This is a genomic window from Sphingobium sp. AP50 (assembly GCF_900109095.1).
Classification (GTDB): domain Bacteria; phylum Pseudomonadota; class Alphaproteobacteria; order Sphingomonadales; family Sphingomonadaceae; genus Sphingobium.
The window spans coordinates 1-14,915 of record NZ_FNYZ01000005.1 but is presented as its reverse complement, the minus strand read 5'-3'; the positions used below and the strand labels follow the sequence as shown (position 1 = coordinate 14,915).

Sequence of the window (14,915 nt, the reverse complement as noted above, 5' to 3'; positions counted from 1 at the left end):
CACTTAGAGGGCTTCGGCGCCCGAGATGATTTCGACGAGTTCGGTGGTGATCGCGGCCTGACGGCTGCGGTTATACTGGATGGTCAGCTTGTTGATCAGGTCGCCGGCGTTGCGGGTCGCATTGTCCATCGCGGTCATCGACGCGCCCTGTTCGGATGCGTTGTTTTCCAGCAGCGCCTTGAACAGCTGAATCGCGACGTTGCGCGGCAACAGATCGTCCAGGATCGCTTCTTCGCTCGGCTCATATTCCACCGTGGCGGGGATGGCGTTGCGGTCGGCATCGGCCGGGATCTTGACCGGAATGATCTGCTGTTCGGTCGGGATCTGGGCCAGAGCCGACTTGAAGCGCGAATAGAAGAGATGTGCGACGTCGAACTTGCCGTCGAGGAACATCTTGGAGAGTTCCTGCGCGACAGCCTGTGCCTGCGCAAAGCCCGGCTCCTTGCTGCCCGTCGTGTCATATTGCGCGACGATCTTGCCCGGATAGGCACGGTTGATGACCGGACGGCCCTTGCGACCGATCAGATAGAACTGGACCTTCTTGCCATCCAGTTCCAGCTCACGCGCCTTGGCGAGAGCCGCCTTGACGATGTTGGCATTGAACGCGCCGGCCAGACCACGGTCGGAGTTGGCGACGACCAGCAGATGGACTTCATCCTTGCCGGTGCCGGCGAGCAGCGGCGAAGCGCCTTCGCCCGAACCGCCAGCGATCTTCGAAGCGAGGCTTGCGACGACGGCTTCCAGACGGCTGCTATAGGGGCGAGCAGCTTCCGCAGCGGCCTGCGCCTTGCGCAGCTTCGCGGCGGCGACCATCTGCTTCGCCTTGGTGATCTTCTGGGTCGATTTGACCGACCCGATGCGGAGCTTCAGTTCCTTGAGGCTAGGCATAGTTTATACGTTCCGAGCAAGGGCCAGACGACCCGCGAGACCAAAGAAACCGACGCCCATGGCGCCTTCGAACCAGCGCATCGCGCGGCTTTGACCGACCGAACGGCCCGCCTTGGTGGCGAGCGCCGCGAGCAGCGCGCACCAGACGAAACCGAGCGCATAGACGATCGCGATCAGCAACATGCCCTGCCACGGCGCATCCGGACCGGTGCCCACGAACTGGGGCAGGGCGGCCAGAAAGAAGATCGCGACCTTCGGGTTCAGCACGGTGCTGATGAAACCTTGCATGAAGGGCGATCCGCCGATGCGAACCTTGGGCGTGTCCGATGCCGGCGCCGGATTGATCGCGCCGCGCAGCAGGCCAAGGCCCATCCACGCCAGATAGAGGGCGCCTGCGATCTTCACCGCCATGAACAGCCCCGGCACCGCGTTCAGCACGCTGAGGAAGCCGAAGCCGCACAGCAGCATGTAGAACAGGCCGCCCAGCTGGATGCCGCCGATCGCCGCCATCCCCGCCTTCAGCCCGCGGCGTGCTGCGTGACCGGCCACCAACATGGTGTCCGGTCCCGGCAGCAGCACCAGACCGATCGACATCACGGTCCAGGCAAGAAGGGAATGGGCGGTCAGCACTGCGATTTAAGCGAAGGTCTTGCCGAACGAGTCCAGCGCAGCCTTCAGCTTGCCCTTGGCGTCGTCGCCCAGATCCTTGCTGTCGCGGATCGCGGTCAGCACTTCGGGGTGATCGTGACGCAGATAGGCCAGCATCAGTTCTTCGTAACGGGTCACGTCCTTGACCGGGATCGCGTCCAGATAGCCGTTGGTGCCGGCGAAGATCGATGCGGTCTGCTCTTCGAACGGCAGCGGCGAGAACTGACCCTGCTTCAGCAGCTCGGTCAGGCGCGCACCACGGTTCAGCAGCTTCTGGGTCGAGGCGTCGAGGTCCGAACCGAACTGGGCGAAGGCCGCCATTTCGCGATACTGGGCCAGTTCCAGCTTGATCGAGCCGGACACCTTCTTCATCGCCTTGGTCTGCGCGGCGGAACCGACGCGCGACACCGAGAGGCCCACGTTGATGGCCGGACGGATGCCCTGATAGAAGAGGTTGGTTTCCAGGAAGATCTGGCCGTCGGTGATCGAGATCACGTTGGTCGGAATGTACGCGGAAACGTCACCCGCCTGCGTTTCGATGATCGGCAGCGCGGTCAGCGAGCCGTTACCGTTGGCGTCGTTCATCTTCGCAGCGCGCTCCAGCAGGCGGCTGTGCAGATAGAAAACGTCACCCGGATAGGCTTCGCGGCCCGGAGGACGACGCAGCAGCAGCGACATCTGGCGATAGGCGACGGCCTGCTTGGAAAGATCGTCATACACGATCACGGCGTGCATGCCGTTGTCGCGGAAGAACTCGCCCATGGTGACGCCGGTATAGGGCGCCAGATACTGGAGCGGAGCCGGCTCCGAAGCGGTCGCGGCGACGACGATCGAATATTCCATCGCGCCATTTTCTTCGAGCTGCTTGACGATCTGCGCCACGGTCGAGCGCTTCTGGCCGACGGCGACATAGATGCAATAGAGCTTCTTGCCTTCGTCGTCGCCTGCGTTGACGCCCTTCTGGTTGATGAAGGTGTCGATCGCGACGGCGGTCTTGCCGGTCTGACGGTCGCCGATGATCAGTTCGCGCTGGCCGCGGCCGACGGGGACGAGGGCGTCGATGGCCTTCAGGCCGGTCTGTACGGGCTCATGCACCGACTTGCGGGGGATGATGCCCGGCGCCTTGACTTCGACGCGCTTGCGCTCGGTATACTGGATCGGACCCTTGCCATCGATCGGGTTGCCGAGGCCATCGACGACGCGGCCCAGCAGACCCTTGCCGACGGGCACGTCGACGATGGTGCCGGTGCGCTTGACGGTGTCGCCTTCCTTGATTTCGGCGTCCGAGCCGAAGATCACGACGCCGACATTGTCGGCTTCCAGGTTCAGCGCCATGCCCTGCACGCCATTGGCGAACTCGACCATTTCGCCCGCCTGGACGTTGTCGAGGCCATGGACGCGGGCGATGCCGTCACCCACGGTCAGAACGGAACCGACTTCGCTGACCTGCGCTTCGGTGCCGAAATTGGCGATCTGGTCCTTGATGACCTTCGAAATTTCTGCGGCGTTGATGTCCATGTCTTAGCCTTTCATCGCCATGGCGAGAGTATTCAAACGGGTGCGGATGGAGCTGTCGATCATCTGGCTGCCGATCTTCACGACCAGCCCGCCCAGGATCGCGGGGTCGACCTTTGCCTCGACCGCGACTTCGCGACCGACACGGGCCTTGAGGCTCTTTTGCAGAGCGGTGATCTGGGTCTTGGTCAGCGGATGCGCGCTCGTCACTTCTGCGCGGGCCTCGCCCTTGTGATTCGACAGCAACGTTTCATAGGCGCGGATGACGGCGGGAAGCTGACCGAGGCGACGGTTCTGGGCGAGCACGCCGAGAAATTTTGTCGTCAGGTCGTCGATTCCGATGGAGGATGCGACGGCTGCGATCGTCTTCCCTGCTGCCTCGCGGCTCAACACGGGGCTGTTGATCAGTCCCTTGAAATCGGGCGATTCGGCCACGGCAGCCTTCAGCGCTGCCAGGCTTTCCGCCACGGTGTCGAGCGATTGTGCATCGCGCGCCAGATCGAACAGCGCCACCGCATAACGGCCACTGAGGCTGGCCTGAATACCGCCGGTAGTCTCCACGCGCTTATCGTCCTCCGCTTGATTTGCCGGTATGCAAAAAGGGGGCGCGGTCTGATCCGTCCCGAGCCCCTGTTGCGGGCCGGTTAGCAGCGCCATTATGACTATGCAAGTCATGTGACGCGATTCCATCCATAGTGATGAAATACGGCTATTTGCCTGAGTATTTCCGCAGCGACGAATCGATCATTCGGCAGGATCGGCCGGTGCAAGCCGACCCTTTTGGCAATGATAGATGATCCGCTCATTGGGCTGCGACGGAAGCAACGTTGTCATATCGCTCTGGAGCGCCGCGATCCGAGTCAGCCGTTCGGAGTCGCTGCCACATCCCTTGATCGGCCCATCCTTCTGGAGCGCGCGAATCTTGTCCATCGTGTCGAGGTCTGGCAACCAGCGCTGGACACGCAACGTGCCGGTCGCCGGGTCAAACTGGCTGGTGGACACGAAATTATGATCGTCTGGCACAGTGGCGCGCTGCCACTGGTTGCCGACCGAGACATATTGGGTATCGCCATTGACGCAGCCGCCCTCGGCCCAGTTAAAGCCGACGTCATTGGGCTGGGACACCGTCAGGCGGCTGCGGTTCAGGTCGACCTTGCAGACATTGTCGCCAGCCCACGCAAAGGCGCCATTGCTGGTGATGCTCTTGTCTTCGGGCAGCTTCACCCGTTCGTCGATGCTGGCAAAGCTGGGTTTCAGGAAGAACAGGCCCAGCGCCGCCAGCAACAACGCGCCGCCGCCGCCCAGGAACCAGGTCGCCTGCTTTTCCTTGCCCTGCGTGTAGAACAGGCCGCCAGCCCCCAGGCCGAGAACCGCCAGCGCCAGCAGTACCGCTGCACCCGCCATCGCATTTTCGCGCGCCGTGATGACGTCGCGCTCCGCATCGTCGCGCGCCTTGCTCAGCGCCTGTTCGCGCGCATCGGCGCTGGCGCGGTTCTTCTGCTCGCTCACCTGCGCCTCGCGCTGGGTCAGCGACGCATCGGCCGCATCCGCTTCCGCCATGGACTTGCAACCGACGATGGTGTGGAGCGAATTGACCCCGGCCTGCCGCAGGAAGGAGGCGACTTCGCGCCACGACACGGCGAATCCGAATTCGGCATCATTGCCGTCGGATACGGAACCGAAGCTGTTCACGCCCAGCACCCGGCCACAATCGTCCACCAGCGGCCCGCCGCTATTGCCTGCCGCCAGCGGCGCGGTGTGCAACAGGGTGTCGAAACTCTGGCTGGCTCGGCCGGAAGAAATGGTGCCGCTGGTCTTCACCGTCGCCAGCGGCTGGACCAGTTGCTTCAGGCCAAGGCCCTGCGCCCGGTCGACTGTGCCCGGATAGCCGATCGCGGTAACACGCTGCCCGTCCGTCACGGCCCCGGCATAGAAGGTGCTGACCGGCAGGCTGCCTTCTTCCAACTGGATGAGGGCCAGGTCATTGCCCGGCGAGTAAGCGATGATTCGCCCGCCATAGGTCTTGGTCCCTTCCGAAGGGATCACGCCGATGACCAGATTCTTCTCTTCGCGCGCCAGTTCGACGACATGGGCGTTGGTCAGCACCTTGTCGGGCGCGACGGCAAAGCCGCTGCCATGGCCGACAAAATAGGCATCCGACCCGTCGGTCGCGACCAGCGCGACGCGCACGACCCCACGCGCGGCGGCGGCGATATCCTGTTGTTCGGCATGCAGAGAGGCTGGCGCCAGCAGCGCGAGCATGAAGCCGAGGAAAGGGGCGAAGCGGCGGGGGAAGGGGACCATCGTGGCGCATTCATATGCGAAGCGGCACGCGGTGCAATCGGGAAAAGGCAAAATGCTTTGACCGCAAGACGCAGGAAGCATGGCTGTCGGCCTCCATCTATCCCATATCCTCATGAACCAGATGACTCGCCTCACCATTTCCCCGCCGGCCCAGCCCGCTGCGATGCCCGATGCCGATAGCTGCTGGCGCGCCTTCCTGGCGCGCGACCGGTCCATGGACGGCGCCTTCGTGGGCTGCGTGTCCACCACGGGCATCTATTGCAAGCCAAGCTGCGCGGCGCGCCATCCCCGGCGCGAGAATATGACCTTCCTGCCCGATCCGGCGGCGGCACGGGCGGCAGGCTTCCGCGCCTGCCTGCGGTGTCGCCCTGACGAGATCGGCCGGGATCGGCTGGCGGTGGACGCCGCGATCGCCTTGATTGAAGCCGCGGAGGAAGCGCCCCGACTGGACGATATCGCCGATCATGTCGGCTATGCCCCGCATCATTTTCATCGCCTCTTCAAGCGCGAAACCGGCCTGACCCCTGCCGCCTATGCGCGCGGTCTGCGGGCTGAACGGCTGAAAGCGGCGCTGGCAGAGCCCGGCAGCGTGACGTCCGCCATCTATGAAGCGGGCTATAACGCACCCAGCCGCGCCTATGCCGACGCTGAGCAGCATCTGGGCATGACGCCGACCGCCTGGAAGGATGGCGGGCGCGGGGTCACGATCCGCTGGCGGACTATCGGCAGCAGCCTTGGCCCCATGCTCGTCGCCGCGACCGACAAGGGTCTGTGTCGCATCAGCTTTGGGGAAGGGGAGGCGGAACTGCGCACGCGCTTCCCCCATGCCGATATCCATCCCGCCAATCCCGCGTTGGAAGCCATGGCCCAACGGGTCGCGGCGCTGGTAGAAGACCCGGCGGCCGGAGCGGACCTGCCCATGGACGTGAAAGGGACGGCGTTCCAGCAAGCGATCTGGGCGGCGCTCCGCGGCATCCCGCCGGGCGAAACGCGCAGCTATGGTCAGATCGCCGCCGCCATTGGTCGCCCCGGCGCTGTCCGGGCGGCGGGCACGGCCTGCGGTGATAACAATCTTGCGATCCTGATCCCCTGTCACCGCGTCGTGCGCAGTAATGGCGGCATGGGTGGCTATGCCTGGGGACTGGAAAAGAAACAGGCCCTGCTGGCACGAGAAAAGCGCAAGTAACGGAGAGATTACGGCTTTTCATCATGCCTGCCTTCGGCCACCTTGCTTCCCGGGTATTGGGGAGCGGTTTGGGGATGAAGCGATTCTGGATAAAAGCCGTGTTGGCCTTGCTGCTTGGCGGGGGTGTGCCAGTCGGTGCGCAAGCGACCTGGTATCAGGCGCAAACCCGGCATTTCACCGTTTATAGCGAAGGCAATGACGAAAAGCTGAGGGGCTTTGCAGAACGACTGGAAAAGTTCGATTTCCTGCTGCGCCGCCTGACCGGCGTGATCAGCCCCGACAAGGGAAGCCCGGTAAAGGTCTATCTTCTGTCGAACGAGGGCAAGGTGAAGGCGCTGGCCCGTAATCCCAACATTGCGGGCTATTACACCACGTCCGATCGCACGGCTTATGCCTTTCTGGCGCGGGGCGCCAAGACGGGCATGTATGACACTGGCGCTGAAGAAATCTTATTCCACGAATATACCCATCATTTCATGCTGCATCATTTCCCGGCGGCCTATCCTGCCTGGTATGTGGAAGGGTTCGCGGAATTTTTCTCGGTCGTGGAATTCCCGAAGGACGGGTCGATCCAGTTCGCCAAGGTGCCGATGGGCCGGGTGCCCGGTCTGGTTCAGGGCCAGCCTTATCCGCTCGCCCAATTATTGTCCCGCACGACCGATGGCCTGAACCTGCGGGATGGGGATCGCTATTATGGCACTGCCTGGCTGCTCACCCATTATTATTTCCAGAACAAGAATGCCTATACGGCGGGGATGACCCGCTATCTCAACGATCTGGCGCAGGGGAAGCCGGACGTGAAGCCGGACGACTATTTCGAAGGGGGCGTGGCAGGACTGGAAAAGGTGCTGAAGGCCTATATGAGCAAGCGCCTCTATATATCGGTCTTAAAGCCGCAGGAGATGAATATCGGCGCCGTTACGGTGGTGCCTGTCGATCCGGCGCAGGGCGCGCTGATGGAGGATGAACTGCATCTCATCCACCGCCCGAATACCGAGGAGATGCCTGCGCTGGTCGCGTCTATCCGTACTACTGCCGCCAAATATCCGGGGAATGCCTATGCCCTGGCGCTGTTGGCGGAGGCGGAATGGGACGCGGAGCAACCGGACGCTGCGCTGGCTGATGCCGACCGCGCGATTGCAATCGATCCCCAAGCGTCCCGTGCCTATGCGGTGCGGGCCGAAGCCCTGCTGGCCCGCGCGCAGGATAGCGACAAGGAGGAAGACTGGAAGGCCGCATTGACCTCCATCGTGCGCGCCAATCGCGCCGATACGGAAGATCCGGTGCCGCTCGCGCTCTTCTACCGCTATCACGCCATGCGGGGCGGCAAAATGCCCGACATTGGCTATGACGGTCTATACAAGGCTTTCACTCTGTTGCCGCAAAATCCCAATTATCGTTTCCAGATCGCCCGGGCGATGGCCTTTCGCGGCGAATATGAAGCCGCCTCGATCCTGCTCGATCCGATTGCCTTTTCTCCGCACGGATCGGAGATGCGCGAAGCGGCGATCAGGATGAAGGCGGACTATGATGCGCAGGCGGCGAAGAAGAAGCCTGCCGCTCCGGCTGGAAGTCCCGCACCCGCTGCATGACCACCATGCGCTGCGCGTCGCCCAGGCTGCGCCAATGGACGATCTCCTCGATCGTCCGGCCGCAGCCGGTACAATAGTGCCGGTTGCGGTCGAGCGAACAGAGGTTGCGACACGGGCTGTCCATCTCGTCAGCTTAGCCTGTCGCACAGACCTTCGCCAGCGACGCACGGCCCGTTCCGATACCGTCTCGCGAGCGGAATGATTTTTGCTGTATTTTACGTGTGATTAACTATAGTCGGCCCGACCTTGATGAGTCTGGGGATTGAGGTCGGGCTTGCGCAGTATCTTCTTCTACCTGTTGCTATTGATCCCGACCGTCGCCTTTGCGGTTCCCACGATCCAGCCTGCCATGTTGCCACTGGGCACCGGTACGGATGCAACGGCGGCCGGGACCGCGCGTATGGTCGGCGCGATGCTGGAATATACGCGCTGGCCGACGCCCCGACCGGTGGTTCGCTTCTGTCTGGCCGGTACTGCGCGCCATGCCGGGCGGCTGGCCGACATCAGCCTGTCCAACGGCGCCCAACTCCAGTTTTCCAGTGTGACCGGATCGGCTTCAGCCCGATCAGAAGGTTGCGACGCCCTCTATATCGGTCGGCTCGACCCTGCGCCGATGCAGGGCCTGATCGCCGATACCCGCGGCCAACCGGTCCTGACCATCGCGGAGGACGACCCGGATTGCCGCAGCGGGGCGATCTTCTGCCTGCTCTACGCGCCGCAAACCCTGTCCTTCCAGCTTAATATCGACGCTGTGTCGCGATCGGCCGTGCGGATCGATCCCCGTGTCCTGCGCCTGTCGAAAGGAGGCTATTGAACCATGTCAGCCCCCGTCGATAAAGTCATGCCGACCCTGCGTCAGGTACTGGCCCGCGCGCATATGCGCCTGATCCTCTTTGCCGTGCTGATGGCGGGGGTGACCCTGACCGTCACCGGTGTTCTCGTCATTCGCGGCTATGCCGACCGCAATCTCGCGCTGATCGCCCGGACTGTTGCCTATACGGTCGAACCGGCGCTGATGTTCGACGATATGGAGGCTGCGCGCAGCGGCATTGCCGCCGTCGCCGCGTCCGAAAGCGTGCACCGGGTCGATGTGCGTGATCCGCAGGGGCGAGAACTGGTCATCTGGCGTCGGCCCGGCGATGGCATCATGACGATGATCGAGGGCGGCATCGCCAATCTGGTCGCGCCATCCCCGGCTACAGTGGAGGTCCGGCGCGGCGACCGGCTGATCGCGCGGGTCAGCGTCCATGGCGGGGCAGAGGGGCTGGGGCGCTTCATCCTGTCGGGTCTGGCCACGGCGATCGCCTGCCTTGTGCTCACCCTGATCGCGACCTGGGCACTGGCGCGGCGCTTGCAGCGCGACGTTACCGACCCGCTGGGCCGGATCGCGGAAGTCGCCCATGAAGTTCGCGCCAATCGACAGTTCGACCGCCGCGCACCCCGCTCCCATATTCGCGAAGTCGATCAGTTGGGCCGCGATTTCAACGCCTTGCTGGAGGAGTTGAGCGACTGGCATAGCGGTCTCCTGTCGCATAATCGCATGCTGGAGCGGCAGGCGACCCGTGACGCGCTGACGGGCCTTGGCAATCGTGCCATGTTCGAACGTTCTTTGCCTGCCACCATGGCGCAGGCGGATGCACTGAACCTGCCTTTCGCAATCCTCTATCTGGACGTGAACCGGTTCAAGCCGGTCAACGACACCTATGGCCATGATGCAGGGGATGCGATGCTGATCGTTATCGCCGCGCGGTTGCGGACCGGGCTGCGCATTGGCGATCAGGCCTTCCGTCTGGGCGGCGACGAATTCGCGCTGATTCTGGCGCCGGGCGTCGGGCCGGAGGAACTGGAAGCGATCAAGATGCGCATTCTGGACGGTATGCGCCAGCCGATCATGCTGCCCGGCGGCCAGAGCGTCGATGGCTCGCTCAGCATCGGCAGCGCCCGATACCCGCAGGACAGCGCAGACGCGCGCGACCTGCTGCGCCATGCGGACGCGGCCATGTATGCAGCCAAGGGACGGCGTGCAGGCGGCAGGGAATAAGGAGGGGTATAAAATGAGCATGCACCGGATTTTGCTGATCGTCTCGCTAGGCCTGCTGGCCGCCTGCCAGACGGTTCAGCCGCAGCGGCCGTCCGGCTTCACGGCGCGTCAGGTCGTCGCGCTTCAGCAACAGGGTTTCGAACCGGCAGGGGACGACTGGCAGTTCGGCATGGCCGATCGACTGCTCTTTGCGACCGATGAAAGCACATTGATCGCGAACCAGAAAGTCGCGATCGGCCATATTTCCGCCGCGCTGGTCGCGGTCGACATTCGTGGCGCGCGGGTGGAAGGGCACACCGATTCCACCGGCGCAGCCAGCTATAATGAAGCGCTTTCGCTCCGCCGTGCACAGGCGGTGGCCGATGCCATGATTGTCGGCGGCATGGCCCGGCCGGCGATGCGGGTCGTGGGCATGGGCGCGCGGGTGCCGGTGGAAAGCAACCGCTCGGCGGACGGGCGCCGGGAAAATCGTCGCGTGGTCATCATCGTCTCGCCCGCCGATGCGTCCTGACGTCTACATGAAGCTATAGGGATCGATATCCACAGCCACGCGCGTCCCCGATTTCCACGCCAGATTGCCCAGCCATTCGCGGATTGCCGCCTGCACATCCACCTGCCGCGTCGCATGGATCAGCAGGCGATGGCGATGCCGTCCGCGCAGCACGGATAGTGGTGCAGGGGCGGGGCCATAGACGCGCATGCCCTCTATCACCGGCGCCGACTTGCCGATCAGCCGCGCGGTCTGCGCCGCCTCATCGGCATTTTCGCTCGATATGATGATGGCGGCGAACCTGCCGAAGGGCGGGGCGTTGGCGCGCCGCCTGTTCTCCGTCTCCACCCAGTAGAATCGTTCGGTATCGCCGTCGATCAGCGCCTTGATAACCTCGCTTTCGGGCATGCGCGTCTGGATGAAGACCTTGCCGGGCTTCTCCCCGCGTCCCGCACGCCCGGCTACCTGCACGATCTGCTGGAAGGTTCGCTCCGCCGCGCGCAAGTCTCCGCCCTCCAGCCCCAGATCGGCGTCGATCACGCCCACGAGGGTCAGGTTGGGGAAATGATAGCCCTTGGTGATGAGCTGGGTGCCAACGATGATGTCGATATCACCTGCCTCCACCGACTTCACGAAGTCGGCCGCTCGCGCCGGCGAATGCAGCGTATCCGATGTCGCGATGGCGATCCGCGCCTGTGGCCATAGCGCTTTCACCTCGTCGGCGATCCGCTCCACGCCGGGACCGCAGGCGACCAGCGAATCCTCTTCCTTGCACTCCGGGCAGCGGCGCGGGGCCGGGACGACATGGCCGCAATGGTGACAGGCCAGTCGGTGCGTCAGCCGATGCTCCACCATCCAGGCGGTGCAATTGGGGCATTGGAAGCGATAACCACAATGACGGCAGAGCGTCAGCGGCGCATAGCCGCGCCGGTTGAGAAACAGCAGGCTCTGCTCGCCCTTTTCCATCACCGCGTCGATCGCCTTGACCACAGGCGGCGCGATCCAGCGGCCGCGCTCTGGCGGATCTGTCAGCAGGTTGACGCCCTCGATGGACGGCATCTCCGCTCCGCCATAGCGCGACGGCAGCTTGATTTCGGCATAGCGGCCCAGTTCCACCTGATGCCGCGTCTCGATCGCGGGCGTGGCGGAGGCGAGGATGACCGGGAATTTCTCCATCAGCCCGCGCATCACCGCCACGTCGCGGGCGTGATAATGGACGCCTTCCTCCTGCTTGAAGCTGGCTTCATGCGCTTCGTCCACGACGATCAGGCCAAGGTTCGGATAGGGCAGGAACAGCGCCGATCGCGCACCCACCACCACCTGCGCCTGCCCGCTGGCGATGGCGCGCCAGGCCCGCCGCCGCTCGCTCTGGCGCAGGCCGCTGTGCCAGTTGACCGGCACCGTGCCGAACCGCTTTTCGAACCGCTCCAGAAACGGCTCGGTCAGCGCGATTTCGGGGAGCAGCACCAAAGTCTGCCGGTCGGCGCGGATGGCCGCCGCGATCGCCTCGAAATAGACCTCCGTCTTGCCCGATCCGGTGACGCCGTCGAGCAGAAAGGGCGCGAAATCGTGCGCGCGCACAGCGTCGGCCATCTGTTTGGCCGCTGCCGTCTGCGCTTCCGACAGCACAGGCTGGGCATGCGCAGGATCGGGCATGGGGAAGGGCGTATCCACGCTTACCTCCACCGCCTCGAATATGTCCTGCTTGATAAGGCCGCGGATCACCGCGTCGCTCACCCCGCCGATCATCGCCAGTTCGCGGATCAGCCCCTGTCGCTCGCCGATCCGCTCCAGCGCTTGGCTCCGCTGTTCGGTCATCCGGTCGGGCACCGCGCCGGTGGCCCGATATTCGATCACCGTCCGCGCGCCCTCCAGCGCCGCCATGGACGACAGCGCCATGCGCAATACCGCGGCGGGCGGGCTCAGATAATAATCCGCTGTCCATTCGATAAGCCGGCGCAGCGGTTCGGGCAGGGGCGGCGCATCCACCACCTCCAGCAAATTGCGCAGCCTGTTGTCGCCGACCGTGTCGATATCGGGGAAACTATCCTCCTCCCACACCACGCCGATCAGCTGGCGCGGTCCCAGCGGTGCGACGACGATGCTGCCCGGCTCCACCCGCATGCCATGCGGCACGCGATAGTCGAGCGGCCCCAGGGCAGCGTTCAGGATCAGGACACGGGCGCGGGACGACATGGCACTGTCCTTAAAGCGCTGGGCGCGGGGCGCAATGGCTTCGCGGCTACAGCCGCCAGCTTAGCGTCAGCCAGGGGATGTGGGACACGACATCCGGCCGCCCATCCCGAAAATTCTGCTGCCGCATATAAAGGAGTTGCGCGTCCAGCGCCTTGGCGATCGGGTGGCGCAGGCCGATCTGGTTGCGCATCATGGCCAGGCCGGTCTTGTCGCTGGGCCTTGCGCGGTTGAGGTGGAAGAAGAGTTCGGTCGCGGCCACCACCGTCCACTTCTTTGCGCGATCGATCGGCACCGATGCCTGCACCCGTTGCCGCAATCGCCAGCTTGGCTCATCTGCCGTGCTGAAGAATCGCTGTTCAATCCGGGTACGGCTTAGCCACACGCCTTTCGTCACGATCGCCTGCTGAAACAGGCGCAGTTCCTTGTCCACCTCGCTGTCGAGATAAGCGATGCCGCCACCCAGTTGCACATGGGGCGCGATTTCATGATCCAGCCCGATCCGCGCAACAAACTGTTCGCCGCCGCTATTGGCGTCGGACCGCAGGCGCTGGCTCGAATCGATCGTGACGATATTGGCGTCGTCGATGCGCACTGTCGCCTGCTCGGTCATCCACGCCTGACTCTCGCTTTCGGCAGCAATGGCGGGCATGGGCGCAAGGAGGAGGCATAGCCCCGTGGCGAAGCGGGCGCGGGGCGAACAGGGCATGTCTGGTCCTTTGGAAAGGTGCCGACGCCTTAGTCTGGCCGCATCGCCGATGCAATTCGTGTCGCGCAAGATGGCGAATCCGGCCGGCAGTCGCTAAAGGGGCGCGATTCGCCCATCCCCGGAGTCCATCCCATGAAATTCTTCGTCGACACCGCCGACACCGCCGAAATCCGTGAACTCGCCGCCACCGGCCTGCTCGACGGCGTCACCACCAACCCCTCGCTGATCCACAAGTCGGGCCGCAAGTTCCTGGAAGTGGTGGAGGAAATCTGCGGTATTGTGGATGGTCCGGTGTCCGCCGAAGTGGTCGCGCTCGACCATGAAACGATGATGAAGGAAGCCGAAGTCCTTCGCAAGATCGCCGACAATGTCTGCATCAAGGTGCCGCTGACCATCGACGGGCTCAAGACTTGCAAGGCGCTGACCGACGATGGAACGTTGGTCAATGTGACCCTTTGCTTCTCGGCCAATCAGGCCCTGCTCGCGGCCAAGGCCGGCGCCAGCTTCATCTCGCCCTTCGTCGGCCGCCATGACGATAATGGCTTCGACGGCATGGCGCTGATCGGCGATATCCGCCTGATCTATGACAATTATGGTTTCGACACTGAAATCCTGGTCGCCTCGGTCCGTCACCCTATCCATGTGCTGGAAAGCGCCCGCATCGGCGCCGACGTGATGACCGCACCGCCATCCGTCATCAAGATGCTGTCCAAGCATGTGCTGACCGACAAGGGCCTCGAAGGCTTCGCCGCCGACTGGGCCAAGACCGGCCAGACGATTCTCTGATAGATCCGCACCGGCCCGCTTTGGCTTCCACCGTCCCTATGATGGCGTTGGAAGGTCAGGGCGGGCCGTTGCCGAATGATGGACTGACCTATGCGTGACCCCGACAAGCCCGATTTCGGTTTCCTGTGGTTCGCGCTGCTGCTGACCCTCATGGGCCTGCTGTTCATGCTGTTTTACGGCTGATGTCGGTTGTCAGGAAGACTGCTCCTGACAACCACGCATTCCGGCGCTTTTGTCACCAGAGGATCAGGGCTGATTTTCAACTTCTGCTCCTCTGGAAGGGGTTTTATGTCAACCTCTGCTCCGATCCTTGTTTTAAGGGGCTCTTGAGGGGAGCATCGCCACTATATGCCGAGCGCGGGTGAATGGTGGGATCACAGGCAGGGTGTGGCCGTTGGTCGCCATAGCGGGGCGGCAGCGTCGGACATCAATCGTTACGGTGCAGTTGGGCGCCGGTGATGGTTGGCTCTTAGAGGCTGTGTCGGAACGCTAACGCAACGGTGGACGGCCGAGTTTCGATATGATTCCGAGGGGTTGCGACACCAACCTTGGAAGCCATCATG

14 protein-coding genes are annotated in these 14,915 nt (G+C 63.6%); 6 read left to right on the top strand and 8 right to left on the bottom strand.

Annotated features, from left to right (window positions below):
- Nucleotides 1–3: 3 nt before the first annotated feature.
- From BMY84_RS10735 to BMY84_RS10715, 5 genes are all read right to left on the bottom strand, one after another.
- Nucleotides 4–888 carry a F0F1 ATP synthase subunit gamma gene (locus tag BMY84_RS10735; protein WP_093083760.1) on the bottom strand — a complete coding sequence of 295 codons (885 nt, stop codon included), beginning with the start codon at nt 886–888 and terminating at the stop codon, nt 4–6.
- A 3-nt stretch (nt 889–891) separates the two neighbouring features.
- Nucleotides 892–1,482, bottom strand: a complete 591-nt coding sequence (locus BMY84_RS10730) for a LysE family translocator (protein WP_093084054.1) — start codon at nt 1,480–1,482, stop codon at nt 892–894.
- 42 nt (nt 1,483–1,524) lie between these two features.
- The gene (atpA, locus tag BMY84_RS10725) at nt 1,525–3,054 is read right to left on the bottom strand and encodes a F0F1 ATP synthase subunit alpha (protein WP_093083759.1); all 1,530 of its coding nucleotides are present in this window, start codon (nt 3,052–3,054) and stop codon (nt 1,525–1,527) included.
- A gap of 3 nt (nt 3,055–3,057) precedes the next feature.
- Nucleotides 3,058–3,612: a F0F1 ATP synthase subunit delta gene (locus tag BMY84_RS10720; protein ID WP_093020290.1), complete on the bottom strand. Its 555-nt coding sequence runs from the start codon at nt 3,610–3,612 to the stop codon at nt 3,058–3,060.
- Between the two features lie 183 nt (nt 3,613–3,795).
- On the bottom strand, nt 3,796–5,355 hold the full coding sequence (locus BMY84_RS10715; RefSeq protein WP_093083757.1) for a S1C family serine protease: 1,560 nt from the start codon (nt 5,353–5,355) through the stop codon (nt 3,796–3,798).
- 112 nt (nt 5,356–5,467) lie between these two features.
- On the opposite strand from BMY84_RS10715, the gene ada reads away from it, so the two are divergent.
- Nucleotides 5,468–6,541 (top strand): bifunctional DNA-binding transcriptional regulator/O6-methylguanine-DNA methyltransferase Ada, encoded by a 1,074-nt coding sequence (gene ada / locus BMY84_RS10710; protein WP_093084053.1) that lies wholly within the window; start codon nt 5,468–5,470, stop codon nt 6,539–6,541.
- A gap of 74 nt (nt 6,542–6,615) precedes the next feature.
- A complete protein-coding gene (locus BMY84_RS10705) occupies nt 6,616–8,133 on the top strand; it encodes a hypothetical protein (RefSeq protein WP_093083756.1) in 1,518 nt (505 codons plus the stop codon).
- Here the strand turns inward: BMY84_RS10705 and BMY84_RS10700 are convergent.
- Complete coding sequence (locus BMY84_RS10700) at nt 8,051–8,257, bottom strand: DUF1289 domain-containing protein (protein ID WP_093083754.1); 207 nt, start codon at nt 8,255–8,257, stop codon at nt 8,051–8,053. The two genes, BMY84_RS10705 and BMY84_RS10700, sit on opposite strands and share 83 nt — an antisense overlap.
- A gap of 150 nt (nt 8,258–8,407) precedes the next feature.
- On the opposite strand from BMY84_RS10700, the gene BMY84_RS10695 reads away from it, so the two are divergent.
- From BMY84_RS10695 to BMY84_RS10685, 3 genes are read left to right on the top strand one after another with little or no spacing between them, the layout of a single operon-like run.
- Complete coding sequence (locus tag BMY84_RS10695) at nt 8,408–8,947, top strand: YfiR family protein (RefSeq protein WP_218146946.1); 540 nt, start codon at nt 8,408–8,410, stop codon at nt 8,945–8,947.
- Between the two features lie 3 nt (nt 8,948–8,950).
- The gene (locus tag BMY84_RS10690) at nt 8,951–10,174 is read left to right on the top strand and encodes a diguanylate cyclase domain-containing protein (RefSeq protein ID WP_218146945.1); all 1,224 of its coding nucleotides are present in this window, start codon (nt 8,951–8,953) and stop codon (nt 10,172–10,174) included.
- Nucleotides 10,175–10,187: 13 nt separating this feature from the next.
- Nucleotides 10,188–10,685: an OmpA family protein gene (locus tag BMY84_RS10685; protein WP_256215207.1), complete on the top strand. Its 498-nt coding sequence runs from the start codon at nt 10,188–10,190 to the stop codon at nt 10,683–10,685.
- Nucleotides 10,686–10,688: 3 nt separating this feature from the next.
- On the opposite strand, the gene BMY84_RS10680 is transcribed toward BMY84_RS10685, so the two are convergent.
- Together BMY84_RS10680 and BMY84_RS10675 are read right to left on the bottom strand one after the other, a co-directional pair.
- On the bottom strand, nt 10,689–12,860 hold the full coding sequence (locus BMY84_RS10680) for a primosomal protein N' (RefSeq protein WP_093083752.1): 2,172 nt from the start codon (nt 12,858–12,860) through the stop codon (nt 10,689–10,691).
- Between the two features lie 46 nt (nt 12,861–12,906).
- Nucleotides 12,907–13,566, bottom strand: a complete 660-nt coding sequence (locus BMY84_RS10675) for a DUF2490 domain-containing protein (protein ID WP_093083751.1) — start codon at nt 13,564–13,566, stop codon at nt 12,907–12,909.
- A gap of 132 nt (nt 13,567–13,698) precedes the next feature.
- Here BMY84_RS10675 and fsa point away from each other — a divergent pair, with 132 nt between their 5' ends.
- Entirely contained in the window at nt 13,699–14,352 is a 654-nt protein-coding gene (gene fsa, locus BMY84_RS10670; protein ID WP_093083749.1) for a fructose-6-phosphate aldolase, read from the top strand.
- The last annotated feature ends 563 nt before the right edge of the window (nt 14,353–14,915 follow it).

Excerpts from the sequence above, each read along its gene's own strand:
- BMY84_RS10735 (WP_093083760.1), bottom strand. The coding sequence starts at position 888 with ATGCCTAGCCTCAAGGAACTGAAGCTCCGCATCGGGTCGGTCAAATCG.
- BMY84_RS10730 (WP_093084054.1), bottom strand. The coding sequence starts at position 1,482 with ATGTCGATCGGTCTGGTGCTGCTGCCGGGACCGGACACCATGTTGGTG.
- atpA (WP_093083759.1), bottom strand. The coding sequence starts at position 3,054 with ATGGACATCAACGCCGCAGAAATTTCGAAGGTCATCAAGGACCAGATC.
- BMY84_RS10715 (WP_093083757.1), bottom strand. The coding sequence starts at position 5,355 with ATGGTCCCCTTCCCCCGCCGCTTCGCCCCTTTCCTCGGCTTCATGCTC.
- ada (WP_093084053.1), top strand. The coding sequence starts at position 5,468 with ATGAACCAGATGACTCGCCTCACCATTTCCCCGCCGGCCCAGCCCGCT.
- BMY84_RS10705 (WP_093083756.1), top strand. The coding sequence starts at position 6,616 with ATGAAGCGATTCTGGATAAAAGCCGTGTTGGCCTTGCTGCTTGGCGGG.
- BMY84_RS10700 (WP_093083754.1), bottom strand. The coding sequence starts at position 8,257 with ATGGACAGCCCGTGTCGCAACCTCTGTTCGCTCGACCGCAACCGGCAC.
- BMY84_RS10690 (WP_218146945.1), top strand. The coding sequence starts at position 8,951 with ATGTCAGCCCCCGTCGATAAAGTCATGCCGACCCTGCGTCAGGTACTG.
- BMY84_RS10685 (WP_256215207.1), top strand. The coding sequence starts at position 10,188 with ATGAGCATGCACCGGATTTTGCTGATCGTCTCGCTAGGCCTGCTGGCC.
- BMY84_RS10680 (WP_093083752.1), bottom strand. The coding sequence starts at position 12,860 with ATGTCGTCCCGCGCCCGTGTCCTGATCCTGAACGCTGCCCTGGGGCCG.
- BMY84_RS10675 (WP_093083751.1), bottom strand. The coding sequence starts at position 13,566 with ATGCCCTGTTCGCCCCGCGCCCGCTTCGCCACGGGGCTATGCCTCCTC.
- fsa (WP_093083749.1), top strand. The coding sequence starts at position 13,699 with ATGAAATTCTTCGTCGACACCGCCGACACCGCCGAAATCCGTGAACTC.